21 protein-coding genes and 1 pseudogene are annotated in these 25,233 nt (G+C 47.2%); 16 read left to right on the top strand and 6 right to left on the bottom strand.

From position 1 onward, the window contains the following. Positions 1–245: 245 nt before the first annotated feature. Together Q0380_RS00110 and Q0380_RS00105 are read left to right on the top strand one after the other, a co-directional pair. The gene (locus Q0380_RS00110) at positions 246–383 is read left to right on the top strand and encodes a hypothetical protein (protein ID WP_298958646.1); all 138 of its coding nucleotides are present in this window, start codon (positions 246–248) and stop codon (positions 381–383) included. Between the two features lie 470 nt (positions 384–853). Next, complete coding sequence (locus Q0380_RS00105; protein ID WP_298958644.1) at positions 854–1,048, top strand: hypothetical protein; 195 nt, start codon at positions 854–856, stop codon at positions 1,046–1,048. Between the two features lie 64 nt (positions 1,049–1,112). Here Q0380_RS00105 and Q0380_RS00100 read toward each other — a convergent pair whose 3' ends face one another. The 6 genes from Q0380_RS00100 to Q0380_RS00075 are packed head-to-tail and all read right to left on the bottom strand — an operon-like array spanning position 1,113 to position 5,844. Beyond that, positions 1,113–1,910: a TPM domain-containing protein gene (locus tag Q0380_RS00100; protein WP_298958641.1), complete on the bottom strand. Its 798-nt coding sequence runs from the start codon at positions 1,908–1,910 to the stop codon at positions 1,113–1,115. After that, a complete protein-coding gene (locus Q0380_RS00095; protein ID WP_298958638.1) occupies positions 1,907–2,500 on the bottom strand; it encodes a hypothetical protein in 594 nt (197 codons plus the stop codon). Before Q0380_RS00095 ends, Q0380_RS00100 begins: the two co-directional genes overlap by 4 nt. 15 nt (positions 2,501–2,515) lie before the next feature. Further along, positions 2,516–3,229, bottom strand: a complete 714-nt coding sequence (locus tag Q0380_RS00090; protein WP_298958635.1) for a LemA family protein — start codon at positions 3,227–3,229, stop codon at positions 2,516–2,518. After that, positions 3,226–4,239 (bottom strand): alanine racemase, encoded by a 1,014-nt coding sequence (locus Q0380_RS00085; RefSeq protein ID WP_298958632.1) that lies wholly within the window; start codon positions 4,237–4,239, stop codon positions 3,226–3,228. The genes Q0380_RS00090 and Q0380_RS00085 overlap by 4 nt, the downstream gene beginning before the upstream one ends. Continuing rightward, positions 4,232–4,477: a CmeU family protein gene (cmeU, locus tag Q0380_RS00080; RefSeq protein ID WP_298051192.1), complete on the bottom strand. Its 246-nt coding sequence runs from the start codon at positions 4,475–4,477 to the stop codon at positions 4,232–4,234. Before cmeU ends, Q0380_RS00085 begins: the two co-directional genes overlap by 8 nt. After that, positions 4,474–5,844, bottom strand: coding sequence for a phosphomannomutase/phosphoglucomutase (locus Q0380_RS00075; protein ID WP_298958628.1), 1,371 nt, complete (start codon positions 5,842–5,844; stop codon positions 4,474–4,476). The genes cmeU and Q0380_RS00075 overlap by 4 nt, the downstream gene beginning before the upstream one ends. 98 nt (positions 5,845–5,942) lie before the next feature. On the opposite strand from Q0380_RS00075, the gene Q0380_RS00070 reads away from it, so the two are divergent. The 14 genes and pseudogenes from Q0380_RS00070 (at position 5,943) to Q0380_RS00005 (ending at position 24,256) form a co-directional block, all read left to right on the top strand. Continuing rightward, entirely contained in the window at positions 5,943–6,434 is a 492-nt protein-coding gene (locus tag Q0380_RS00070) for a CreA family protein (protein WP_298958626.1), read from the top strand. Between the two features lie 309 nt (positions 6,435–6,743). Beyond that, a complete protein-coding gene (gene ccsA / locus Q0380_RS00065; protein ID WP_298958624.1) occupies positions 6,744–10,169 on the top strand; it encodes a cytochrome c biogenesis protein CcsA in 3,426 nt (1,141 codons plus the stop codon). Between the two features lie 746 nt (positions 10,170–10,915). Continuing rightward, positions 10,916–11,422, top strand: a complete 507-nt coding sequence (gene petA / locus Q0380_RS00060; protein ID WP_177387024.1) for a ubiquinol-cytochrome c reductase iron-sulfur subunit — start codon at positions 10,916–10,918, stop codon at positions 11,420–11,422. 9 nt (positions 11,423–11,431) lie between these two features. Next, complete coding sequence (locus Q0380_RS00055; RefSeq protein WP_297922814.1) at positions 11,432–12,691, top strand: cytochrome bc complex cytochrome b subunit; 1,260 nt, start codon at positions 11,432–11,434, stop codon at positions 12,689–12,691. 2 nt (positions 12,692–12,693) lie between these two features. Beyond that, entirely contained in the window at positions 12,694–13,797 is a 1,104-nt protein-coding gene (locus Q0380_RS00050; RefSeq protein ID WP_298958622.1) for a c-type cytochrome, read from the top strand. Between the two features lie 219 nt (positions 13,798–14,016). Continuing rightward, a complete protein-coding gene (locus Q0380_RS00045; protein WP_298958621.1) occupies positions 14,017–15,951 on the top strand; it encodes an FTR1 family protein in 1,935 nt (644 codons plus the stop codon). An 11-nt stretch (positions 15,952–15,962) separates the two neighbouring features. After that, positions 15,963–16,484, top strand: coding sequence for an iron transporter (locus tag Q0380_RS00040; RefSeq protein ID WP_005869331.1), 522 nt, complete (start codon positions 15,963–15,965; stop codon positions 16,482–16,484). A 416-nt stretch (positions 16,485–16,900) separates the two neighbouring features. Further along, complete coding sequence (locus Q0380_RS00035; RefSeq protein WP_298958620.1) at positions 16,901–18,319, top strand: Fe-S-containing protein; 1,419 nt, start codon at positions 16,901–16,903, stop codon at positions 18,317–18,319. Then, positions 18,319–19,563 (top strand): ABC transporter permease, encoded by a 1,245-nt coding sequence (locus tag Q0380_RS00030; RefSeq protein WP_298958618.1) that lies wholly within the window; start codon positions 18,319–18,321, stop codon positions 19,561–19,563. The genes Q0380_RS00035 and Q0380_RS00030 overlap by 1 nt, the downstream gene beginning before the upstream one ends. Then, positions 19,550–20,683 carry an FtsX-like permease family protein gene (locus Q0380_RS00025; protein WP_297998098.1) on the top strand — a complete coding sequence of 378 codons (1,134 nt, stop codon included), beginning with the start codon at positions 19,550–19,552 and terminating at the stop codon, positions 20,681–20,683. The genes Q0380_RS00030 and Q0380_RS00025 overlap by 14 nt, the downstream gene beginning before the upstream one ends. 1 nt (position 20,684) lies before the next feature. Continuing rightward, positions 20,685–21,323, top strand: a pseudogene (locus Q0380_RS00020) (ABC transporter ATP-binding protein); the annotation flags it as partial. A 264-nt stretch (positions 21,324–21,587) separates the two neighbouring features. Next, the gene (locus Q0380_RS00015) at positions 21,588–21,965 is read left to right on the top strand and encodes a hypothetical protein (protein WP_298958615.1); all 378 of its coding nucleotides are present in this window, start codon (positions 21,588–21,590) and stop codon (positions 21,963–21,965) included. Then, a complete protein-coding gene (locus tag Q0380_RS00010; protein WP_298958612.1) occupies positions 21,962–22,456 on the top strand; it encodes a TlpA disulfide reductase family protein in 495 nt (164 codons plus the stop codon). Before Q0380_RS00015 ends, Q0380_RS00010 begins: the two co-directional genes overlap by 4 nt. A 231-nt stretch (positions 22,457–22,687) precedes the next feature. Beyond that, positions 22,688–24,256, top strand: a complete 1,569-nt coding sequence (locus Q0380_RS00005; protein WP_298958610.1) for a subtype B tannase — start codon at positions 22,688–22,690, stop codon at positions 24,254–24,256. The last annotated feature ends 977 nt before the right edge of the window (positions 24,257–25,233 follow it).

Raw genomic sequence — 25,233 nt, 5'->3', positions numbered from 1 at the left:
CTACTATAAAATCGCCAAAAAATAGCGGCGGAATTGCGAGGTAGAATTTCGTTTCGTAATTTAATGGCAAAATTTTATCGAGATTTCGCAGGTTGAATTTTGCGTCCAAATTTTTAATAGGTGAAATTTTACGTAAATAACCCGCGATGATGTGATGAAATAATAGGGCGCGTAATTTGGATTTAAAATTCTGCAAAGAATAAATTTAATCGACGAAAATTCTAATGGCAAAAATGCGAGCGTAAATGCTTCGGCTACAGAAAATTCCAATATCAAAAAAATATAATTCTAAAAATTCCGCCTCGCAGAATTCTAACAGCGAAGATCAGGGTGCCGAAAATTCTAACGGCGAAAATCAAGGTACCAAAAATGCGGGCGCATAAAATGACGGTGCGTAAAATTTAGCTCGCATGATGAAAAATAAAGCTACGTTAAAATTTAAAAATTTCACCGCCCGCCCGCGCTTTTTTTGGGTTCGCACAAAGCTCGCGCGAGCAGGTGCGGCTCTTTGCCGCGCACGTCTCGCCGAAGCCGTTTGCCTCAAAAGATCAAGCGCCGATGTGAAGCCGAGCGGAGTGGGTAAAAATTTAAAAAGCCGAAATTTTAAAAGTCTAAATTTTAAAAACCGAAACGCTACGAGTACAAATTGCTAGGCGGGTGACTATATAGACTTTAGTACAGATTACGACGCGGGTTATGACATACGCCCTAGTGCAGATCGCGACATAATTTCTAACGCAGATTATGATATAAATTCCAATAGGGATCGCGCTGTGAATTTTAAAATTTCAAACGCAAATTTAAAAGCGAATTTAGCAGTTTTAAAAGCAGATTTAAGGACGGATTTTAGATTATGAAATTTTTAAATTTAAAAGTTGCTGCCGCCGTGTTCGCGCTGCTACTCTCAGGCTGCGACGGATGGAAGCACCATCTAAGCAGCGACGGCACCTCGCTTGCTTCCAAGTTCGACCCCTCCGAGCGCACGCTAAAGATCGAGGGCAACGACAAGCCGTTCGTGCTGTTTTTCTGCGCAAGTAGCCGAATTTAGAAATTCTAAAATTTTAAAATTTATACAAAATTCTACGATTTGGAATTTTGATAAAATTCCGTAACTACCAGCTTCCGCTAGCACCGCCTCCGCCGAAACTTCCGCCACCCCCACTGAAGCCGCCTCTGCTAAAACCTCCACTTCCTCCAAATCTACCAAAATCCCCGGATGAGCCGCCTCTCATGCGCGATGAGCGCGCGATTTCGCTTATGATGTCCGCGCTCGAGATTATATCCTCGTCACTTCTTCTGCGACGCGTCACGCGGCGGCTTAGTATCGCAAAAAGCAAGACTGCAAAAAGCACCATAAAGATCGCAAAGTCCTTGTTGCTCGGATCCTGCTGCGCGTTGGCGTTAAGCGGATCAAATTTTATATCGCCGCCTTCGATCGTGCTAATGATCGCCGAAATCCCGCTAATGACGCCGCTTTCGTAATCTCCCTGCCTAAAATAGGGCAGAATTTTATTGCTGATGATGCGCTTGGCGCGCATATCGGTTAACACGCCCTCTAGCCCGTATCCGACCTCGATACGCACTTTATGCTCGTGCGGAGCAACAAGCAGCAGTACGCCGTTGTCGCGCCCTTTTTGCCCTATACCAAGAGCACGCGCCTGCTCTACGCCGATTTCCTCGATAGAGTAATCTCCGAGCGATTTTAGGCTTACGAGTATGATCTGGTTTGAGGAATTTTTATCGAAAGTCGTTAAAATTTCATTCAGACTCTCTCTCGCGGCTGAGCGTAAAATACCAGCCTCATCGATTACAGCGGTGCCGTTTGGATGGGCTAGATACTCGCTAGGTGCGGCGACGCTTATTACAAATAGCGCCATCAGGGCAAAAGCAAATTTCCAAGCCACTCTCATCGCAGCTCCACCAAGGTCTCTTCTATCTCGTTATTTTCGCTATCTTTAGGCACTCGCATGGCTAGCTCGCACAGCGCGTCCATCGCCTTTAAAACGGCAGGCTCAAGACCTTGCGTGCTGGGGTTAAATTCTGTCGTGATACGTTCAAACTCAACCTTAGAGATAAACTCCGCCGCTTGCGCGCCGCAGATGATATGAGCGCAGCGCTCGCGGACGCAGACACAAAACATTATCACTTCTTTTACGCTGCCATAACGCTCGTAAAATTTTTGCATCGCAAACTCGCCAGAGAGCCGAAGTCTGCGAGATTTAGGTGTGATTAGAATTAAAAGCGCGGGACATTTAGCTAGCAGAGCTTTAATCGCAATGAAGCTGAGCGCTACGATCTGCAGTAGCTCAGCTTTGCTTATTTGCGGCACGAAGCACATAACGATGCCGATCACAAACGCCGTCACTGCCGCCGCGCTATAGCTAGCTTCGCAGTCCTCGCTTGCTTCGCGCGCGACCACGCAGACGATCTGCGCACCGCTTGCGGTTTCGGCTTTCGTGATTAGCTCGTGGATTCTTTGCTTGCACTGCTCGCTTAGCATTTGCCGCCTTTAGCATTATTTAAACGAAACGCTAGGGGCTTTTTGGCTTGAGCTATCAGCGCTAAAGCTAGGTTTAGCGCCGCCTAGTCCTACGATGCGCGCGATGATGTTCGTAGGAAAGGTTCTAATTAGCTTGTTGTATTCCTGTACCGAGGCGATGTAGTCCTTGCGCGCTACGGCGATGCGGTTTTCCGTGCCTTCGAGCTGATTTTGCAGGTCGGCGAAATTCTGATTTGCCTTAAGATCCGGGTAGCGCTCGACTACCAGCATCAAGCGCGATAGGGCCGAGCTAAGCTCGCCTTGAGCGCCGTTAAATTTCGCAAACGCCTCTGGATCTTGCGCTAAACTTTCTGCATTGATATTGACAGCGGTTGCCTTAGCGCGGGCATTTATGACGCCTTCTAAGGTATCTTTTTCATGGCTTGCGTAGCCTTTGACGGTTTCTACGAAATTTGGAATCAAATCGGCGCGGCGCTGATATTGATTTTGCACCTGGCTCCACGCAGCCTTAACTTCTTCATCTTTGCTTACGAGTTTATTGTAAACCGGCACTGCAAATATCGCAAACGCAATCGCCGCAATCACTAAGACGATTAGAGCTTTGATTAAGATATGAAGCCCTCCTTTTTGGCGCGGATACTCTCCTCCGCCAAAGCTCTCGCCTCGCGCAGATAAGCCTTTATCGTCGTAACTTATACGCTCGTTATTTTCTCCTTGCAGCTCTTTCATTGAAATCTCCTTGGGATGTTGGAATTTAATTTGACTAAAATTTCATATTCGATCGTGCCGAAGTGCTTCGCCCAGGCTCGCGCGTCATTCAGCACGCAAACTCGCTCGCCGCCGAATTCCGCACAGAAGCTATCCATCGACATTTTTCCGAGCATTTTTTGCCCGCTTGCAAGCGCTAGCTCGTCCTCGCCGTCGTAGCGAAATAGCCCGTCTGCGTAGCCCAGATCGTATGTGCCGATCCTCATATCGCGTGGCGCTTCAAATTTAGCGCCGTAGCCCACGCGTTCGCCTTTTTTCAGCACGCGCGAGCTGATCAGATCGGCATAGAGCTTTAGCACGGGGTGTAAATTTAGGCTCTCGTCAAATTGCGGATATCCAAATTGCGCCATACCCACGCGCACGTATTCGTTCTCAAAGTCCGCTCTGCGCTCGATAGCTGCGGAGTTGCTCGAATGAAATTTTAAATTTTCAAAGCCCGCGGCGGCGGCTTTTTGCCTCGCAAGGCGCTTAAATTCTATGAAATTTTGCCTCTGCGCGAAAAAATCTCCACTTAGCTCGTCGCTTGCGCGAAAGTGTGTGAAAAAGCCGTGAAGCTTAAATCCGCCCGCCTTGCATAGCCTAAGCGCCTCATCTAGCCCGCTCGCACCGATGCCGTTGCGGTGCATAGCGGTATCTGCAGCGATATAAATTTTAAGCCCTCGTTTAAGACGCGAGAAGTAGCTCATATCGTTGATTGCATAGCAAAACCGCTCGTCCTCGTCCCCACGCGGAATGTGTGAGAGCACTAAAATTTCATCAAATAAATCCGCAATCTGCGCAGCTTCCGCAGCACTTCGCGTTACGGCGCGTACGAAGCCTAGCTTTGCCGCTTCCTCGCAGCAAAGCCTACAGCCATGGCCGTATGAATTGTCCTTGGCTACCAAAAATACTCGCTCCGCTCCACCTACTTTGGCGGCGATTTGCGCTAGATTGTGCGCATAAGCGGCGCGATCTAAGATGATCTCAGACATCGAAGTCTAGCCCGTAAGTGCGGTATAAATATGGCAGCAGCTTGCGCGCGGCGTAGTCGTAGCCGTAAAATTTCGCATAAACTTCTTTCAGGCTAGCCGCACCTGCGCGCTCGAAATCAAATACGTCGGTATCCGCGATTTTTGGCACGCGCTCATCTAAGAATTTAAAAAATTCCGCTCTCGCAGCCAAAAGCTCTTTTATATTTTTCTCAACCTCTTGCTTTTCAGATTCGTTCATCTCTGGTCCTTTAAATTTTCTAGTTTACCTAAAAATACGCGCTGCATCTCGTCGCGAAACTCAGGGCTGCTGGCCTCGAAGCGAGTTACGATCACAGGCGTGGTGTTGCTTGCCCGTACGAGCGCCCAGCCGTTATCAAATCGCACTCTGATGCCGTCGATCTCGATAATATCGCGGATGGGTGGCAGCTCCGCGATACCTGCGTGGATTTGAGCTTTAAGAGTCTCGATGATCTTAAATTTTGCCTCCTCGCTCGTATTAAATTTAATCTCATCGGTGCTAAAAACCCGCGGCAGCTTGTCTAGCTCGGCGTCTAAATCATATCCTTTAGCTACGAGCTCAAGCACGCGCATCATCGCATATACGCCGTCATCAAAGCCGAAATATCGCTCCTTAAAATAAATATGCCCGCTAACCTCGGCGGCAAGATCGATACCAAGCTCCTTCATCGCCTTTTTGATGTTGCTGTGACCGGTCTTGCCCATAAAGCTTTTGCCGATCTTATCGATGGTGTCATACATCGCTTGAGAGCATTTGACCTCGCCTAGGATGCGCGGATGGTGCATATTTAAGGCAAGCAGGCAGGCTAGCTCGTCGCCTTTGATGTTGCGGCGCGGCGTAAGCACGGCGATCCTATCGGCATCTCCGTCAAAGCCGAAGCCTAGAGCCACGCCGTCGCGGCTCATCGCAGCTTTAAGATCCGCTAAATTTTTCTCCTCGCTGGGATCGGGGTGGTGGTTTGGGAAGTTGCCGTCCGGCTGTGGAAATAAAACTTTAGCGTTTAGCTCTAGCCTTCCTATGATTTTAGTAGCGGTAACGCCTGCAGCTCCGTTTGCGCAGTCAATGATAAAAGGCGCGGCAAAGCCCTTAAGCGCTGCAAATTCCTTCTCAAAATATGCTAGATACTCGCTTAAAATGTCGTATCTCTCGGCGCTTGCGTTAGTTGGAATTTCAAAATTTGAACCGATCAGCTCTCGCACCTGCGCGCCGAGGCGCTTCAAATCCTTGCCGAAGAAGCTATCCGTGCCGATCGTGATCTTAAAGCCGTTGTAATTTTTGGGATTGTGCGAGCCTGTGATCATTACGTTTGCGTCAAATTTATGCGTAAATACGCTAAAATAGCCCACCGGCGTCGGTAGCAAGCCGATATTATAAATCCGCAACCCGGCGAAATTTAGCCCGCTTACGAAATAGCCGAAAAGCTCATCCGCGCTAAGACGGGCGTCGTATCCCACGCTAACGCGCTCAAGCCCTAAATTTGCGATATGTTTGCCAAGAGCGAAGCCGATCGCTTTTACGCTGCGCTCGTTTAGCTCCTCGCCCACGATGCCGCGAATATCGTATTCTCTAAAGATATCTTCGATCATAAAATTCCTTTAAATTTAAATCGCGGTATTTTATAAAAACTTGCTTAATATTTATATTATAAATGATAAAATCGCCGCTAAAATTCCAAAGGATGATTATGAAAAAATTTATTCTAGCAGCGATTTTAGCGGCTTTTGCTTTTGCGGGCGATTACGAGCTCGTAGGTAGCGTAAATACTTCGTTTAGAATTTTTGGCAAAGACGATCGCATCGAAGTTATCGCAGTTAAAGATCCTAAGATCGACGGCGTGACCTGCTACGTCTCTTACGCCAAAAAAGGTGGTGCCAAAGAGATCATCGGCGTGGAGGAGGACCGCTCCGAAGCCTCTGTGTCGTGCGTGCAGACAGCGCCTAAAATCATCATCAAAGAGGAGTTGAAAAAAGAGGATATTTTTGAAAAACGCAGCTCGTTGATCTTCAAAAAGACCCATGTAGTTAGGCTTTACGATGCGGTGCAGAGCTCGCTAATCTATTTGGTTTATTCAGACAAAGTGATTGACGGCTCGCCCAATAACTCGATCTCGGCGATCCCGTGCCACCAAGCCGTGGGCGACGTGTGCGAGCTCGCATATACCCAAGGCAAAAAATAATAATAAGGAATTCCGCAAAGATAAAATTTTATCGCAGCGGAATTCTAAATTAGAAATTACGCTATGAGATGGCGCATGAAATTTACATAGAATTTCGCCAAATTCTGCAGCATTTTACAAAATTTATCCGCGCCGTTAAATTCCTGCGCGAATGCCTAAGATGAGAATTTTACCGCTTTATCAGAGCATCTTAACGCATATTCGCGCTACGCTAGCAGGCGTGCGCTTGCAAGCCGTAAAATGAAAAATTAAGCAATTTTTGCTAAAATCTCGCGATTTTGAAAACCCTCGTAAATCTAAAGGAAATCAATGAAGACATTTTTTAGTATGGAGTGCGCGTCAGTGATGCTACTGATTTTGGCGCTAGCCTGTGCGATCGCCACTTTCGTAGAGACCGCTTACGGCACGGAAGTAGCTTGGGCGATGGTTTATTCTACTGCGTGGTTTGGCGCGCTGATGGTGCTTTTGGGAGTAAATTTAACCTACAATATCTATCGTTACCGCATGATTAAACTTCGCACGTTGCCTGCGCTAATCTTTCACGTAAGCTTTTTGTTTATGCTTGCTGGAGCGATTTTGACGAGATATTTCGGCTTTGAGGGCAATATCCATATAAGAGAGGGCGGCGAGAGCTCGATCGTAACGACTAAAGACGAGGTCGTTCAGCTTCTTACTTTAGGCAGTGACGGCGAGTTTATATCTGCTGACGAGAGCAAATTTTTAAACGGCGCAGGACGGATGAACTTCGATCTCAATCTAGACGTAGAGGGCAGGATCGCAAATTTAAAATTTAAAGAGCTCGTAGAACACGGCGAGCTAAAATGGGTGCAAGATCCGACCGGACAGGCTCCTGCGCGCGTGGAACTATTATTTTCAAACAATGTTGGCAGCCAAAATGTCTCCTTGCAATCAGGCGAAAGCATGGATATAGGCGAGCTTAGTATTACTTTTAATGCAGAGCCTAAAAGTAAGAATTTCATCTATATAAAATCCAAAGACGGCAAATTCTATCTAAACTCAAGTCTTGATATAAACGCCACTAAAATGGCTGATATGAGCACTGCGCCGCTTAAGAAAAACGAGGATAATCCGCTAGGCAATCTTTTGCTTTACAGCTTCGACGGAATAAATTTCGCCCCCGTTAGCCTGCTTAGCTCTGCGGTCGAGAAATTCGTCCCGGTCGATGCGAATTTACCGGGTGAGCCCGGCGTAGTAGCTACACTAAGCTTTGCGGGGCAGAGTCGCGAAATCTACGTGCCTAGGGATTTGCATGGCGCTAGCTACAAGGTGGGAGATAAGAATTTCATCGTAGCCTTGGCGCCAAAGATGCTTCATCTGCCTTTTAAAATCGCGCTTCGCGACTTTGTGATGGATCGCTATCCGGGTACCAATTCGCCCTCCGGATATAAAAGCGAAATCACGCTAAAAGACGGCAATTCGAGCTTTGATTATGATATTTTTATGAATCACGTGCTCGATTACGGCGGATACCGATTTTTCCAAAGCTCATACGACACGGATGAGCGTGGTACGGTGTTTTCGCTCAATAAAGACCCTGGCAAGATCCCGACCTACGTCGGATACTTTCTGCTATGCGTAGGGATGTTTTTTAACTTTTTCAACCGAGGCTCGCGCTTTTTCAAGCTCTCGCGCTTAATCAGCGAAAATACGCATCTTGCTAGAGAAAAAGATGTAAATTCTAAAAATTCTGCGTCTAGCTCGGTGCCCGTAAGCTCCGCAGAAAGCTCCATATCAAAACGCACCAAAAAATCGCGACGCGGTACCAAAGGCGCAGCATTAGCATTAGTAGGCGCATTGGCTTTGAGCTTGGCTGCATTGTATCCTAGCGCAGCAAATGCCGAACAAAACTCCACTACTCAAAATTCTAGTTCCGTCTCAAACGCAGCTACACAAAATTCCGCGCCGCAAAGCTCGGCTGGCGTGCAAGATCCCGCTTCGCAAAATTCCGTGCAAAATTCCGCGCCGAATTCCGCCGCCGAAAATTCCAAGCAGAGCTCCGCTTCGCAAGAATCTGCAGCCGAGCAAGACTCCGTCCCGCCGCATAATTTTTCTACTATGGAAGGCGAGCTAGCCGTGCCGAAATTTGATCCTAAATTTAGTGAGGATTTAGCAAGCCTCGTAATTCAGGGATTTGATGGGCGAATGGAGCCTTTTGATACCGTTTCTAGGGAGCTTTTAAATAAAATTTACCGCGCCGACAACTACAAGGCGCCAAATGGCGAAATTTTAAACCACAACGCCGCCGCGCTTTCGTTTATGCTAAATCAAAGCTACTGGAGGCGTGCGCCGATTATCAAGGTTAGCGAGCCGGAGCTTAAGAAAATTCTAGGTATGGACGAGAAGCAAAGCCACGCCAGCATGATGGATTTTTTTGAATTTAAAGGCGGCGAGAGCTACTACAAGCTCGATAAAATGGTCGAGGAGATCAACCGAAAGCCTTTGGGCAATCGCGGTGTGCTAGATAAAGAGATCATCAAGGTAAATGAGCGCGTAAACGTCTTTTACTCGGCGTTTATGGGGGATTATTTTAGAATTATTCCGGTTAAGAACGCTAAAAATAACGAGTGGCTTTCGCCGCTATATCTAGGCGATGCGCTGGATCAAAACGAATCAACTGAAGTTAAAAAGATGATGGGAATATTCGTTTCGTCCGTGGTCTATGCCCAAGAAAGCGGGGATTGGAGCGGCGCGGAAAAGATGCTAAGCTACGTCAAAAAATACCAGGCACAAAACGGCGCAAATTTAATGCCTAGTGAGAGCGCAATAAAATATGAAATTTTATTTAATAAGGCTAAAATTTTTTCTCGCCTCTTTCCGATCTACACTATCTCGGGATTTTTGCTTCTGATCTTTATCTTTTTGCGAATGATGAAGCCCGCTCTTCGCTTAGGCGGCGCGTTTAAGCTAGTTTATGTCGTAAATATCGTCGCTTTTATCGCGCATACTGCAGGTCTTGCGCTACGCGGCTACGTCTCGGGGCACGCGCCGTGGAGCAACTCCTACGAATCGCTCATCTACATCGCGTGGGCACTGTCGCTAAGCGGAATATTTTTCTCGCGCAAATCCGCCATTTCGCTGGCGCTTACCTCGATAATGGCGGGCATAACGCTGATGGTGGCGCATCTTAGCGACATCGATCCACAAATCACCAATCTCCAGCCGGTTCTAAAATCTCACTGGCTTACGATCCACGTCTCGGTAATCACAGCAAGCTACGGATTTTTGGGGCTTTGCATGCTGCTTGGAATTTTTACCCTCGCGATGTTTTTATTCGACAAGAAAAACCCGGAGATCGCTCGCAATATCACGGAGGCTACGCATATCAACGAAATGTCGATGATCCTAGGGCTTTGCTTGCTGACGGTCGGCAACTTCCTAGGCGGCGTGTGGGCGAACGAAAGCTGGGGGCGTTACTGGGGCTGGGATCCGAAGGAGACCTGGGCGCTCATTACGATTTTCATCTACGCGGTAGTCGTGCATTTTAGGTTTATGCGCAAGCTCAACAATCAATTCGCTTTTGCCGTAGCCTCAATGTTTGCGTATTTTAGCGTCATAATGACCTATTTTGGTGTAAATTTCTACCTAAGCGGCATGCACTCTTATGCTAGTGGCGAGCGCATTCCGGTGCCTGGCTGGGCGTATGTGATGGTTGCTTCGATGGTGGCACTTGCGATCGCGGCGTATTTCCGCTCGGGCAAATCGGCTAGGCTTTAGATAGGTGGGGCCCAAATTTCAGAATAATAATTTTGAAATTTCGCCCTGATTTCGCAGCTTGCTGAAGCTTTAAGGATTTATGAAATTTATCTTTAAATTTTGGCTAGGCTTTAGGATCCCGTAGAATTTTATAGAATTTTATGGCTCACGATTGCGCTAAATTTTAAAATTTTGCATCGCGACAGAATTTTTTGATGCTTGAAATTTTAAGACGTCGTAAAATTTTAATGATTTGGAATTTGCACCGCTATGGGATTTTAATGTTTTAAATTTTACTTCTAGCGGAATTTTTTCATGCGACAGAAGTGCGACGAATTCTAGAATTTTAAAATTTCAGCTAGCGCGCTAGTGCAAAATTCGCCCCGCCGCTGCCATAGCCGAGCAGTGAAATTTTAAGATTTGATTTTATAAATTCTATGCTCATCTTTAAATTTAAAATTTAAAATCTCGCGCTTTATGAAATTTTATTTATGGAGTCGAAATTTTAAAATTTTGCATGTCCTTGCCATAGCGAATTTCGCATGATAAAATTTTTAAAATTTTAAATTCCGCGCCATGATAGAATATAATAGAATTTGAATTTATAAAATTTTAAACCGCTAAAACGCCTTGCTAGGCATTAAAATTATCTTAAAATATAATTTAGCTTGCAAGGTTAAGCTAAATTTCTGCTTATAATCATATTGATTTAATCTTTATTTGGCTAAAATTGACGCTTGTCAATTTCTTAATTTGAAAGGATAAAGATGTCTGATCTAAAACAAGATAGACGAGGCTTTATCGGGCTTACTTTCGGCGCAGTTGCCGCTGTGGGTGGTGTTTTTGCGCTAGTGGGGATGAAGAAATCGTGGGATCCGCTACCTAGCGTGCGCGCTGCCGGCGTCACTACGGTAGATCTAAGTCCGATCAAAGAGGGCGAGCTGTATCAAACACAGTGGCGCAAAAAGCCGATTTTCGTGCTTAAAAAGACTGCCGATATGCCTAAAAACGATGCCCGCGATGTCGTCGTAGGGGATGCTAGATATACGCTTTGCATCGGCCTTTGCACCCATTTAGGCTGTATTCCTAGCTACAAGCCATCGACGCAACAATTCATCTGTGCATGTCACGGCGGGATTTTCGATGCTAACGGCGTAAACGTATTCGGTCCGCCGCCGCGTCCTATGGATATACCGCCCTTTAAAATCGACGGAACGAAACTCGTTTTAGGCGAAGAGGGCCCCGAATACCAAGCCCTAAAGCAGAAAGCATAGGAGGCGCAGATGGCACATATCAGAAAGGCTACGGGAGTTTGGGATTGGTTCGACCAAAGGCTCGCCGTAACGAAATTTTTCAAGGTGATGGTAAGCGAGTATTGGATTCCTAAAAATATCAGCTTCCTTTGGGCGATGGGCGTTATTTTGATGACGCTATTTATAGTTTTATTCGTAAGCGGTTTGATGCTCGTGATGTATTATAAGCCAGATGTCAATTTAGCATTCGATAGCGTAAATTTCACGATTATGAAGGAGGTCGAATACGGCTGGCTATGGCGTCATATCCACGCAGTATCGGCATCGGTCGTATTTTTGATATTATACATTCATACTTTAGTAGCTATTTATTACCGCTCGTATAAGCAAGGGCGAGAGATGATTTGGGTAAGCGGAATGCTACTTTTCATCATCTTTTCGGCTGAGGCTTTCAGTGGCTATATGCTTCCGTGGGGGCAGATGAGCTACTGGGCGGCGATGGTTATTACAAATTTGTTCGGCGGAATTCCAGTAGTGGGCGATGCAATAGTCGAATGGATTCGCGGCGATTATGCTGTTAGTGATCCAACACTAACGCGATTTTTTATGCTTCACGTCTGCTTACTGCCTCTCGTGGTGGTTGCGGTGCTGGCAGTGCATTTTTATTCGCTTAGATTTCCGCATGTAAATAACCTAGACGGCGAGGAGATTGACTTTGAGCTCGAGGGCGAGAAGTATCTGCAGGGCAAAACTAGCGAAAGCAAGGTAATTCCGTTTTGGCCGGGCTTTTTGGCGAAGGATTTTTTCTATGTCAGTATCTTTATGATATTTTTCTTTTATTTGGTCGGCTTTCACTTCGATTTTGCGATGGATCCGATAAATTTCGAGCCGGCAAACAGCCTCAAAACCCCGACGCATATCTATCCGGAGTGGTACTTCCTTTGGGAGTATGAAATTTTGCGCGGATTTTACTTTGATGTAGGACCGCTTAAGGCCGCCGACATCGGACTTATCGCCTTTGCCTTCGCTGGAGTTTCGCTGTTTTTTATCCCGTTATTTGATCGCAGCAGCGTAGTGGCGCCCGCACACAAAAACAAGGCATTTTTCATTTGGTTCTGGGTCTTAGTGATCGACATGATCCTGCTTAGCCTTTTTGGCAAGCTCCCTGCAGACGGCGCGGAGCTTGGTATCGAAAATAAATACTGGGGCTTTGCTTTATCAATCATCTATATCGGATTGCTCGTCGTAGTGCTTCCGTTAATTACAATCGCAGAAAGAAAGAGGGTCTAGTCATGAAAGAGATAAGAACCCTAATCTTGGTACTTTTTTGTGTGGGAATTTTATACTGGTTTATCGAGCCTTATGCTCATACTAAGCTCAGTCCGCACACCGATCCGGTAAATTACGATTTTGCAGCAGGCGATACGGCTTTGGCCGCGCATAACGTAGCCGCAGCAGAAAGCGCTTTGGCCGCAGCAGAAAAGGGCGGAGATGAGACGATGATAAAAAATTCTAAAAAAGCCCTAGCCAGTGCGAAAGAGCAACAAGATAAAACGGTGCTTTTTTGGGATGAGATAAATAAAATCGATCTTAGCAAAGGCGATGCCGTACGCGGCGCTGAAACCTTTACAAATGCAGGCTGCACCGCATGTCATGGAGTAAAAAGTGCAAATATCCCCGCTCCTATGGACGCGGCAAGCGCTAGTGCCGCATACGGCGTCAATCCTCCGGATCTTAGCAGTGCAGGCTATCTATACACCGATAAATTCTTAGCTGCGCTCATCAAAGATCCGATCATGGCTCTTAAGCTAGATCAGAAATTTGGCGACGAAAAACCTTTTCCGATGCCTGGATTTTTCGGTGCAGGCGGTGATCTAAATCAAGAGATCGCCGATATCGTAGCCTATCTAAAATCGCTCGCTCCTAGCGAGGATAAGCTAATCGCCTCTGAGGCTGCTGCTAGCGATATCAAGCAAGGCACTGAACTAAATGAAGCGCAGAAAAAATTCCTTTTAAGCAAGGCAGTTTTTGAGGATGCTTGTTTAAGATGTCACGACGTCAAATATGATAAGCTCTTTGCATCCAGCGATAAGGCTAGCTTGGCTGCATATATGGGCTCGACGCCTCCTGATCTTTCGATGATGATCCGTTCTAAGGGCGCCAACTATCTGCACGAGTTTATCAATGATACGCAAAAGAAGCTTCCAGGCACTTCGATGCCGCGCGTAGGCTTGAACGAAAACGCTGAAGCCAAGGTCGTGGAGTATCTAGCTGACGTAGGCGATAGCAAAAAAGCCGAGCGTGAAGCTACGACCATAAATATTATGATCTATTTCTTGATACTTTCTGTTTTTGCAGGTCTTTGGAAAAGTAAAATTTGGTCGAAACTTCATTAAAATTTTAGCAGTCGGAGCAAAATCCGACTGCCTTTTAAAATTCCGCCATATCCTAAATTCTATTAAATTCTATCTATCAAAAAGCTCTTGCAATTGAGAATTTAGCCGCTTTCGTTCTTTATGATAACCGCTTTTTTTATTACTTTTTAAGATTTTTCTACATATAATTGCCGCTCGATTTTGAAATTTAATGTATGAATTTAACTCAAGAAGGTTCAGATGAAATTTTTTAAATTTGCGGTTTTAGCTCTAATTTTTCCGCTTGCTATGCTTTTTGCGGATACGGATTATCGCGCGGAAGCAGCGACGATAAAAGAGAAATTCGCTCAAGCGATCAAGCTTTATGTCGATGGTAATAATTCTGAGGCTAGAAAGATAACTCAAGAGGCGTATTTTGGGCATTTTGAAAATCTAGAAGCTGGTATCCGCATAAATTTAGGACAGAAAAAATCCTACGATATGGAGAAGCAATTCGGCGATATCCGTAAAGCGATCAAAGCCGAAAAGCCCCTAAATGAGATCCAAGCGATGATCGATAATCTAAATCGCGAGATTGACGAGGTTCTGCCTGCGATCGAATCTGGTCATCGTCTCGTAGCCGAGTATCAAGACGGAGGCGACGGCAGCACTTCTGCGCCAGCCTCAGGCGGGAATTCCGCAGCATCCGGTACAACTTCGCCTTGGATGAGCGTCTATACGGAATTTAAAACTGAGCTGGATAACGCTAAAGCTGCGTTTGATAAAAAAGACACTGCTGCGCTAAAAGCTGCGCTAAATCGCGCAAAATTTGATATCTACCGCAACGAACGTCTAGAAGAGGCGGTACGAAAATATGTCTCGTCTCAAACCGATCAATCAATCCAGCAGATCATCGGAAATCTCTTGCGCGAGGATGCGGATACGGACAAATCAAAATTTGACGAGGCGATAAACGCCCTAGATAATCTAGCATTAAAAGCCGTAAATGATTTGCCGCAAGAAAGCTACTCCATAGCGCCGCAGACTGCGTTAGCACAAAGTGATACTAGTGAGGATGAGGGCAAGGATTTTACGCCGATTGTACAAAATATCAAAGACAAAATGGCTAAGGTTTTGCAGCTTTACGAGAGCGGCAAGGTTGATGACGCGATTGACGAAAGTGGCAATATCTACTTTGATGAATACGAAGAGAGCGGCATGGAAAATATCGTCGGTGCCAAAGACACACAGCTCAAGCTAGACACCGAAGCAAGCTTTAATAAAATTTCAGCTCTTATGCGCGCGGGCGCTTCCAAAGAGCAGATCGTAGTGGCGCAAAATAAGCTATTTGATCAGCTTACCCAAAGCCTAGAGCTAACGAAGAAATCAAGCAACTGGGATCTATTTTTATACGCGTTTATCATCATCTTGCGTGAAGGATTTGAAGCGCTCATCATCGTAGCTGCAGTCATCGCTCTACTTATAAAATCCGGCAACTCAAAGCACCTAAATATCGTTTACAGCGCTCTTGGCGTCGCGGTTGTGCTAAGTATCGCTACGGCTTACGGGCTGAATTATATCTTTGGTAGCGAAAATGCAGGGCAAACGCGCGAAGTGATGGAGGGCGCGGTGATGTTAATCGCCGTAGTTCTGCTATTTTATGTGGGCTTTTGGCTTCTTTCGAATGCAAGCTCCAAAAAGTGGAGCGCCTATATCCAAGGTCAAATTTCAAACAGCCTAAGTTCTGGCGATAGCAAGATGCTTTGGTGGACGGTATTTTTGGCGGTTTATCGTGAGGGCGCAGAGACGGTGCTATTTTATCTGGCACTACTTTTCGATGCTAAAAGTCCGGCAGCTACCAGCATGGTAGCAGCGGGCTTTGTAGCGGGTCTGGCGGCTCTTATTATAGTTTATATCGTTATCAAAAAATTCTCGCTTAAAATCGCTATCAAGCCATTTTTCATCGCTACATCGGTCATCATATTTTATATGTCCGTCGTATTTGTGGGCAAGGGCGTGATGGAGCTAGTCGAGGGCAAGGTATTCGTGCCTACGGTAATAGACGGGCTTCCAACGATTACGTGGATCGGATTTTATCCTTACGTCCAGAGCCTCGTGCCGCAAGCAGTGATGATCGTGCTTCTAGTCGTAGGAATTTTAATCTTAAAAAATAAGCAAAAAAACAAATCTCAATAAGGAGAGAAAAGATGAAAAAGATTTTTTCAGGTATGTTGGCACTAAGCCTAGCCTCTGTTATAGCAATGGCGGGAGAGCATCCGATCGGCGAGCCGATTGAGCAAAATGGAATGGAGATCGCTGCTGTGTATCTTCAGCCTATCGATATGGAGCCTAAAGGCATCGATCTAGCTCCTAGCAAGGCGGACATCCACCTTGAGGCGGATATCCACGCTATCAAAGGCAACGCAAATGGATTTGGCGAGGGCGAATGGATCCCTTATCTAAAAATAGCTTACGTGCTTAAAAACCTAGATACCGGCAAGATTCAAAAGGGAAATTTCATGCCGATGGTAGCTAGCGACGGCCCTCACTACGGCGCCAATATCAAGATGGTAAACGGTGTAGGCAACTACGAGCTAACCTATAACATCGAAAATCCAAGCGCCAACGGATTTGGTCGCCACGCAGACAAAGCGACCGGCGTAGGCAAATGGTGGGAGCCGTTCTCGGTTAAATACACCTTCCAATACACAGGCGCTCCTAAAGAGTAAATCATAGATGGCTCCGCCGAGTCTGTTTTCGGCGGAGTCCTAGCGGTATCGGGTTTAGCCGCACACTTTAAATTTAAGGCGGTTAAATTTAGCCCGTTTAAATTTAACCGCTACGCCGCAGCTAAAGCGCGTCGTTTTTGCTTTAATGCGTTTAAGCTTACGAATCTTTTTAGCTGCGGCAAGATTTTAAAATTTCAAGAGAATTAAAATTTTAAAATTTAGCGCGCTGCAAGGACGAGACAAAACCAAAACAAAAGCGAGGCGAAATTTCTCTTTGCGGGTGGCTCTTGCCGTTGCGAACTTTTTTGCGAGTGGATTTAAAATTTTAAAATTTACAAAATGGCGTAGGTTTTAAAATTTTAAAATTTAAGCGATTATAGGCGATTTACGCGCATTAGGCTCGATGAGGATTTTTAATGACGATATTTTTTTATCACGTTAGCTTGGCTCTATTTCCGCTCGCGTTTTTAAGCGCGTATCTGGGCGGCAGGCGCTTTATCAGCGCATCGTTTTTGCCCGCGCTTTTAGGAGCTGCATTCGGGGCGCTGTGCTTTAGCGCATTTGCGCGCTCGGCAAACGCCGATACGGGCAAGATCGTATTTGATGCGCTCGCACTTTTAGCGCTGCTCGCGCTGCTGTTTGCGTTTAAGTTTAAGCGATTCTATCTTACCGCTATAGTTATTTTTGCTCTTGGTTGCGCGTATGGATTTGAATACCGCTTCATAGGGATGAATTTTAAAATTTTCTCCGGCGAGCTATTGGACAGCTTCAGCCTAACCAACCTCTTCATGGCGGTTTTAGGTGCGCTGGCGCTAATTTTATTCTATTTTATTTATCGCTCAGCTCTAGCGCGCGCAAGCAGAGGCGCAAAGCTAGCGTCATTCGTCATCGTGTGGGCGTTTGCCTTTATCGCTAAAATCGGCTTTTTAGGCCTTGATCTGCGCCAGGCAGACGCGCCCAAAGCACTAGCTGCGAAGGGTTTTGAAGGGCTTTCAAACGCGATCGGCTCGTCCGAGTTTCTAAGCGTCATCGCTAAAATCATCCACTACAATAACTCCTATCTGACGCTAGCTCTTTGCCTTATAGCCGCGCTAATTGCGCTACTTACGGCATTTCGTGCGCCAAGTCGAGTGCCTCGCGAAGCGGACATTATAAAATTTAGAGAAGTTAAAGCGGGCAGATTTGCCATTTTTAGAGATTTTAGCCTGATCTTATCGCTTGGGATTTTAATCAGCTTTTTGGGGCTTTATTATATCTTGGTCGCCTCAAAACCGCCTACGATCGATGAACCTAAGATCATCGAGCCGCAAGGCGCGGAATTCATAATCGATGCAAACATCGTAAAAGATGGCAAGCTGCACCGCTTTGCCTACGTTACCGACGACGGGCATAAGGTTAGATTTTTTCTACTAAACCGCTTCACGGACAAATTTGCCCCGGTCGCGGTTTTTGACGCGTGCTCGATCTGCGGCGATATGGGCTATATCAAAAAAGGCGACGAGCTCATCTGCATCGCTTGCAACGTGCGTATATTTTTGCCGAGCGTCGGCAAGCTGGGCGGCTGCAACCCGATCCCGCTGGATTATAAGCTAGAGGGGCAAAATATCGTCATCGCGCTTAAGACGATCGAAGATGGCGCGTCCTATTTCTCGGAGATTGTGGATAAAAAGGTGATCGATCCGGTCAGTAGAAAAGAAATTTTAAACACCTCTAAATTTAGCTATCTTTACTACGGACGCACCTACTTTTTCGAAAGCGAAGCGAATGCAAACGCCTTCACCGCGCACCCCGAGCGCTATGTAGATGAAAACGGCACGCTAAAGGAGCTTAAATAATGTTTTTACGCATCATCAAATCATCCATTTTAAACTCCAGGGATAGCAAAATTCTAGCGTTTTTGACGATATTTTTATCGGTTTCGCTGATCGCTTGCATGCTAAATATCACGCTAAAAATTGGCGATCAGGTCGCTAAGGAGCTACGTAGCTACGGCTCAAATATTGTAGTGCTACCGCGCTCGCAAAGCCTAAGCATCGAGATCGGCGGGCGCGAATACTCTCCGCTTAAGAATGACGATTTCTTAAAAGAGAGCGAGCTGCATAAGATCAAAGAAATTTTTTGGCGCAATAATATCACCGCCTTTGCGCCTTTTTTAACTACCCGCGCGGGAGATTACGACGTCGTGGGAACCTACTTTGAAAAGGACGTGGGCGTTAGCGACGAGCCTGATTTCAGATCGGGCGTGCGCTCGCTCTATCCATTTTGGAGCGTAGAGGGGCAGTGGGTAAAAGACGGCGTCGAGAATGAGGTGCTCGCAGGCGACGGGCTTGGGCTAAAGGTCGGCGATACGGTTAAGCTTGGAGATTATGAGGTTAAAGTCGTAGGGATTTTGCACGGCGCGGAGGATGAAGCCAAAAAGCTGATCGCAAATTTATCGCTGGTACAAAAGCTAACGCACAAAGAGGGTCTCATCGCTAAGGCAGAAGTCAGCGCCATGACGATCCCCGAAGACGATCTATCCGTAAAGGCAAGAAGGAGCCTTGATAATCTAGACGCCACAGAATACGACACATGGTATTGCTCGGCATACGTTAGCTCCATCGCATATCAGATCACCGAGGAGTATCCAAACGCGACCGCTAAGGCGGTGCTTAGCGTCAGCGAAGCTCAAAGCGGCATCACGAAAAAAATTCAAAATTTAATGGGCGTCGTAAGCATTCTGTCGCTGCTAATTTCAAGCATCTGCATCACGAGCCTGCTAAGCAGCGAGATTTACAAGCGCAAAAAGGAGATCGGCTTGCTTAAGGCGCTGGGAGCAAGCAACTTTATGATCTATATCCAGTTCGCCGCTGAAATTTTTGTCATCTGCGTAGCAAGCTCACTCGTGGGCGCAGTCGTGGGCTACGCACTTAGCTGGGCGATCGCGTATCAAATTTTTGGCTCCTTTATCGGCGTCTCACTTATGGTCTTTCCGCTTAGCATCGTCTTTGGACTTCTTATTTGCATTATCGGCTCGATCTTACCGCTACGCGGAGTGATCAAGCTATTGCCTGCGGAGGTGCTTTATGGTAGGAAATAACGGAGCGTTTTTCAGAGGCGCGATCTTTAAAAGTATCATCAACAGCGGCATCCGCAGCTTCGTAATTTTCGTCGCGATCATGCTAGGCAGCGCGGTTTGCGCGGCGTTCGTAAATATCTACGCCGACATCGATAAAAAGGTCGCCAGCGAGTTAAACAGCTACGGCGCAAATTTAATCGTAAGCCCCGCAAATTTAGAAAATTCTCATATGGATGAAGCGGCGCTCGATGCGAAATTTGCCAAAATTCCAGCTCTAAAAAGCGCGAATAAATACCTTTTCGGCAGCGCAAATTTAGGCGTAAACTCAGGCATCATCATGGGCGTAAATTTCTCCTCCCTGCGCGATACTATGCCGTTTTTGGATCTTAAAGAGGGCTCGTTTATCGGCGTGGATTTCGACGATAAAAACGCTCTCATCGGACAAGATCTCGCTAAACTTTTGGGCGCGAAGCTCGGCGATAGTATCGAGATCACGCCGATCGGCTCAAACGAAACGAGCAAGGTTAAGATAAAAGGCATCGTCTATGACGGGCAGAAAGAGGACGGCATGTTGCTAATCTCGCTGCCGCTGGCGCAAAAAATTTTAAATCAGCCTGCGCAGGTAAACTACGCCGAAGCGATCGTAAGCGGCGATTTTAAGCAGCTTAGCGAAATTTCAAAAAGCCTGAGCGATGCGCAGATGAGCTTCGCGCCGATCGGCAAGGTATCCAAGACCCAAGGCATCATCTTAAATAAAATCAAGCTTTTGATGCTTCTTATCGGCATTACGATCCTTCTGATCACCTCGGTCTGCATCAACACGAGCCTTAGCTCGATCCTGCTTTCGCGGATCAAAGAGTTCGCGCTCATCCGCGCAATCGGCGCGAGCAAGCAAAATTTGCTCCACCTGATCCTGAGCGAAATTTTAACCGTCTGCGTCGCAGGCTCGCTAGTGGGGGTATTCGTGGGATACCTGCTCGCGATCTTGCTCGGGCATCTGATATTTTCAAGCAGCGTGGATTTTAGGCTGATTAGCCTCTTTGCGGCGGTCGCGCTGAGCCTGATTTTTGCGCTCGCGGCAAGCTACTATCCGATCAAAAAGGCGCTGAATCCGAATTTAGCGAATCTATTAAGGGAATGACATGGAAATTTTAAAATTTGAAGGCATCTGCAAATACTTCGGCGAGGTCAAGGCACTCGATAATATCAGCTTCGACGTTTTAAGCGGCGAGTGGGTCAGCATAATGGGTCCAAGCGGCAGCGGCAAGAGTACGCTAGTAAATATCTTAAGCCTGATGGACACCCCCACCGCGGGCAGATATATCCTGGGCGGAGCCGACGCGAGCGCGCTAAATGACGAGCAAATTTTAGAATTTCGCCGCAAAAAGATCGGTCTCGTGTTTCAGCAGTTTCACCTAATTCCTTACCTAACGGCCGTCGAAAACGTTATGTTAAATCAATACTACCACAGCTGCGTGGACGAGGACAGCGCCAAGGCAGCACTTGAGAAAGTGGGGCTCGGGCACCGCATTACGCACCGCCCTAGCGAGCTTAGCGGCGGCGAGCAGCAGCGCGTCTGCATCGCTCGCGCACTCATCAATGACCCCGACATCATCATCGCCGACGAGCCTACGGGCAACCTCGACGAGGCCAACGAGCGCGTGGTTTTGCAGCTCTTTCAGACGCTTCGTAGCGAGGGCAAGACGCTGCTTTTGGTCACGCACAACGAAGAGCTCGGCAAATTTGCCGACAAAGTGGTGCGCCTAAGGCACGGCAAGCTCGATCGAATAGAGCTTTTGGATCAAAGCACGATGAAGCACAATCTCGGCTCGCAAGATAAAATTTCAGATCGCGATCCAAACAAAAGCGCTTCGCAAAGCTCTAGCGTCGAAAATTTAAAAGCGAAGAACGGCGATAAAAATTCGAGCACGAATGAGAAAAATTCCGCTTCGCAAAATTTAGGTGGCGAAGATCAGAGTGCCGAAAATTCTAACGGCGAAAATCAAGGTGCCAAAAATTCGGGTGCGTAAAATTTAGCTCGCATGATGAAAAATAAAGCTGCGTCAAAATTTAAAAATTTTACCGCCCGCTCGCGCTATTTTTGGATCCGCACAAAGCTCGCGCGAGCAGGCGCGGCTCTTTGCTGCGCATGTCCCGCCAAAGCCGTTTGCCTAGAAAGATCAAGCGCCGATGCAAAGTCTAGCGGAGTGGGTAAAAATTTAAAAAGTCTAAATTTTAAAAGCCGAAACGCCACGGGCGCAAATTACGGCGCGAGTCGCGACATGTGCCTCAACATAGATCGAGATATAATTTTCAACGCATACCACGATATAAATTCCGGCAGAGATCGCGCCGTAAATTTTAAAATTTCAAACGCAAATTTAAAGGCCGATTTAGCGCACCAGAAGGCGGGTTTTAGATGATAAAATTTTTAAATTTAAAAGTTGCCGCCGCTGTGCTCGCGCTGCTGCTCGCAGGCTGCGACGGGCAGAAGCACCATCTAAGCAGCGACGGCACCTCGCTTGCCTCCAAGTTCGACCCTTCCGAGCACACGCTAAAGATCGAGGGCAACGACAAGCCGCTCGTGCTGTTTTTCTATACTAGCGGCTGCGGTGCGTGCAAAGCCCAAGTGCCCGCACTAAACGAGCTGCAAGCTAGCGGCGACGCGCTGATTATCGGCATTTTAGGCGACGGTAAAGGTCTGGAAGCCGATGCCGCGGTCGCTCGCGAAAAGGGGATAAAATTCCCAAGCGTCAGCGGCGCAAACTCCGTAAAATACTTTGAAACCATCGTAGGCGGCATTTTCGGCACCCCCACGTCGGTGATCTACGATAAAAATGGCAAAGCGGTCAAAAAACTCATCGGCCTCTACCCCAAATCCGCCTTCGAAACGCAGCTCAAGCTTATAAATTAACGAGCAGAATTTGATGCAGCTAGCTTTTGCGGCGGCGGATTGCAAATACCCACTAAAATAATATTTCGAGTTTAAAATTCCTTTCAACTTGCAGATGCCTTTGCGTTTAAATTTTAAAATTTAGACGCGTAGTGGATTTAAGTATTCGCCGAGTTTTGCTAAAATTAGCTTTGTCATTAAGCTGCTTAAAGGGCTAAAAAGCGGCGATATCAAAATAGAAAGGAGATGCCAATGAGTAAAAAACTTTTTGCTTTAGGCGCTGCGATACTTTGCGGCGTGCTAAGCCTAAACGCCGAGGTTGCGGCGCAAAGCGCGCAAATAGATCTGAAATTTAACGCCGCAAATTTTACGCAAGAAAGCGTGATCGTAGGCGGCAAAAAGATAAAATTTCGCGCCTACAAAAACATAATCTACGTCGCAAAACCCGTAAGCGCGCGCTATCAGAGTATGAATATCTTCATCCCGCAGCAGTATTTTGAGGGGCGCAAGAGCGGCAAATTTGACGCCGCAAGCGCGCCGATATTTTTGCCAAACGGCGTGGGCGGCTACATGCCGGGCGAAGCGGGCGAGGTCAAAATAGACGAAAGCGGCAAACCAAACGCGATCGCTACGGCGCTTTCGCGCGGTTACGTCGTAGCCGCTCCCGCAGCGCGCGGACGCACGCTAAAGGGCGCAAATGGCGATTATATCGGCAAGGCGCCCGCAGCGATCGTCGATCTAAAGGCAGCTGTGCGGTATCTGAAATTTAACGACGCGGCGATGCCGGGGGACGCAAACAGGATCATCTCAAACGGCACGAGCGCGGGCGGAGCGCTCTCGGCGCTTTTAGGAGCGAGCGGGGACGAGGCCGCGTACGAGCCGTATCTGCAGGAGCTGGGCGCTGCGAAGGCGAGCGATAAAATTTACGCGGCGTCCTCATACTGCCCGATCACAAATCTAAAGCACGCGGACGCGGCGTATGAGTGGATGTTCGGCGCGCAGAGCGAATATGAAAAGATGGATTTTAGCGGCCTTGATGCAGCGGGATTTAACGAGCGTGGCAAAAATTCTAGCGGCGCTGAAAAAAATTCCAAAAAAGGCGCAAATCAAAGCGCCGCAAAGCCAGCGCGCAAGATGCTAAGCGGCAAACTAAGCGCAGCGCAGATTAAAATTTCAGACGAGCTAAAGGCGCAATTCCCCGCCTATCTGAACTCGCTAAGCTTGAAGGACGGGGGCGGCCGCGCGCTAAGCCTGGATAAAAACGGCGACGGCAGCTTCAAAGATTACATAAACGGGCTCATATCGGCCTCATTTGCTAATTTTGCGGCGAAAAATCCGCGCGCGAAGGCGCCCCTATACCTCGATGCAAAGATCAAGGACGACGCATCGCAATCGCATATGCTTTTTTGGGGCTACGCGACCTCCGAGCCGCGCGCCAAAACCCCGCCCGCATTCGACGGCTTTGCGCTTGAAAATCCCGAAAACGAGCTGTTCGGCGGCGCCAAATTTAACGCGGCGCATTTTACGGATTTTGGCGCGATGAATGACCCCGCCAAAGGGGTGCTGATCGCAGATGCGCGGATCGTAGAGATGATGGATACGATGAGCTTCGTGCGCAACGAAAACGGCGCAAAATTTTACCGCATCCGACACGGCGCGAGCGATCGCGACACGGCGCTTGCGATCCCTGCAATTTTGGCGCTTAGCTTGCAAAATGCGGGCAAAAACGTCGATTTTGCGGTGCCTTGGGGGCAAGGACACGGCGGCGATTACGATCTTGAGGAGCTTTTTGACTGGATCGACAAAGTGATCGTGCGCTAGACTTAACGGGCAAAATTTTACTTTGGAATTTAGAATTTTGCCCGCAACTCTGCCCTAAATTTTATCGCCTAAAGCTCGCTCTAACAGATACGCCGCGCGGCGTAAAATTCCGGCGCGAAATTCTATCGCGGCAGAATTTTAGCGTCGCCGCAAGGCACGTAACGGCTTGAAATTTTGCAGCCAGCATTCAAAAAATTCCATAGAATTTTATCGCGGCAAAACGGCGCGAATTAAATTTTATCGGCTGCGACGATTTATGACGCGGGGCTTTTAGCGCGATCTGCGCTAAAATTTCGGCGCAATCAAATTCTACGGGCTAAATAAAAACCGAAGTATGCGATAAAATTTCACGGCGTTTATGCACTTCCGATCGCAGGTATTGAAGCACGCAAGTATCGTGCATGAGCGCGCATTAGGCACGCAGGCGATTAAAATCCGCCAAAATAAACGTAAAAACTCAAAGAAGCACGGTAAGCAGGCTAAATTTAAAGGCGTGCATTCGCGATCTCCCGCGACTCCAAGCCCGCTTTTGCTATCCTATTATTCGACTTACTTCAATAATCCACCGACACCCAAAAAGCACCGTTTAGAGTCTGTATCTTTGCGCCGTGTATATAAATTTCATAATTTAACGCCACTTTTGAACAAGCTTAGCCTATTTAAAGATCAGCACGCCGCATCAGGATCGTTTCCTAAACCTGGTGCGCCGTCATATCTTTGCGGCGGCGCAATTCGGCGCTAAATTTAACGCTAGCTAGCATTGCGCCGCCTTTAGCTCGCGTGCGGCAAGCGCTCTATCTATGGCAACGCAGCTTCGGCATTAAATTTAAACGCGCTGTCTTTGCGCCGCTTCTCTAGCTCGCATGCGGCGGGCACCGCCTGCGATGACGCCAAAATGCAAGCCGCTTTTTGCCGCGCTGCGCCGCGAAAAAGCTTTTAAAATTTTAACGCCCTAGCCTTTCGCGATCTCGTAAAAA

The organism is uncultured Campylobacter sp. (genome assembly GCF_937959485.1).
GTDB lineage: Bacteria > Campylobacterota > Campylobacteria > Campylobacterales > Campylobacteraceae > Campylobacter_B.
The sequence above is the reverse complement of the archived record's forward strand: the minus strand, read 5'-3'. Positions and strand labels throughout refer to the sequence as shown.

Coding starts and splice junctions, on each gene's coding strand:
- Q0380_RS00110 (WP_298958646.1), top strand. CDS start 246: ATGCTTCGGCTACAGAAAATTCCAATATCAAAAAAATATAATTCTAAA.
- Q0380_RS00105 (WP_298958644.1), top strand. CDS start 854: ATGAAATTTTTAAATTTAAAAGTTGCTGCCGCCGTGTTCGCGCTGCTA.
- Q0380_RS00100 (WP_298958641.1), bottom strand. CDS start 1,910: ATGAGAGTGGCTTGGAAATTTGCTTTTGCCCTGATGGCGCTATTTGTA.
- Q0380_RS00095 (WP_298958638.1), bottom strand. CDS start 2,500: ATGCTAAGCGAGCAGTGCAAGCAAAGAATCCACGAGCTAATCACGAAA.
- Q0380_RS00090 (WP_298958635.1), bottom strand. CDS start 3,229: ATGAAAGAGCTGCAAGGAGAAAATAACGAGCGTATAAGTTACGACGAT.
- Q0380_RS00085 (WP_298958632.1), bottom strand. CDS start 4,239: ATGTCTGAGATCATCTTAGATCGCGCCGCTTATGCGCACAATCTAGCG.
- cmeU (WP_298051192.1), bottom strand. CDS start 4,477: ATGAACGAATCTGAAAAGCAAGAGGTTGAGAAAAATATAAAAGAGCTT.
- Q0380_RS00075 (WP_298958628.1), bottom strand. CDS start 5,844: ATGATCGAAGATATCTTTAGAGAATACGATATTCGCGGCATCGTGGGC.
- Q0380_RS00070 (WP_298958626.1), top strand. CDS start 5,943: ATGAAAAAATTTATTCTAGCAGCGATTTTAGCGGCTTTTGCTTTTGCG.
- ccsA (WP_298958624.1), top strand. CDS start 6,744: ATGAAGACATTTTTTAGTATGGAGTGCGCGTCAGTGATGCTACTGATT.
- petA (WP_177387024.1), top strand. CDS start 10,916: ATGTCTGATCTAAAACAAGATAGACGAGGCTTTATCGGGCTTACTTTC.
- Q0380_RS00055 (WP_297922814.1), top strand. CDS start 11,432: ATGGCACATATCAGAAAGGCTACGGGAGTTTGGGATTGGTTCGACCAA.
- Q0380_RS00050 (WP_298958622.1), top strand. CDS start 12,694: ATGAAAGAGATAAGAACCCTAATCTTGGTACTTTTTTGTGTGGGAATT.
- Q0380_RS00045 (WP_298958621.1), top strand. CDS start 14,017: ATGAAATTTTTTAAATTTGCGGTTTTAGCTCTAATTTTTCCGCTTGCT.
- Q0380_RS00040 (WP_005869331.1), top strand. CDS start 15,963: ATGAAAAAGATTTTTTCAGGTATGTTGGCACTAAGCCTAGCCTCTGTT.
- Q0380_RS00035 (WP_298958620.1), top strand. CDS start 16,901: ATGACGATATTTTTTTATCACGTTAGCTTGGCTCTATTTCCGCTCGCG.
- Q0380_RS00030 (WP_298958618.1), top strand. CDS start 18,319: ATGTTTTTACGCATCATCAAATCATCCATTTTAAACTCCAGGGATAGC.
- Q0380_RS00025 (WP_297998098.1), top strand. CDS start 19,550: ATGGTAGGAAATAACGGAGCGTTTTTCAGAGGCGCGATCTTTAAAAGT.
- Q0380_RS00015 (WP_298958615.1), top strand. CDS start 21,588: ATGAAAAATAAAGCTGCGTCAAAATTTAAAAATTTTACCGCCCGCTCG.
- Q0380_RS00010 (WP_298958612.1), top strand. CDS start 21,962: ATGATAAAATTTTTAAATTTAAAAGTTGCCGCCGCTGTGCTCGCGCTG.
- Q0380_RS00005 (WP_298958610.1), top strand. CDS start 22,688: ATGAGTAAAAAACTTTTTGCTTTAGGCGCTGCGATACTTTGCGGCGTG.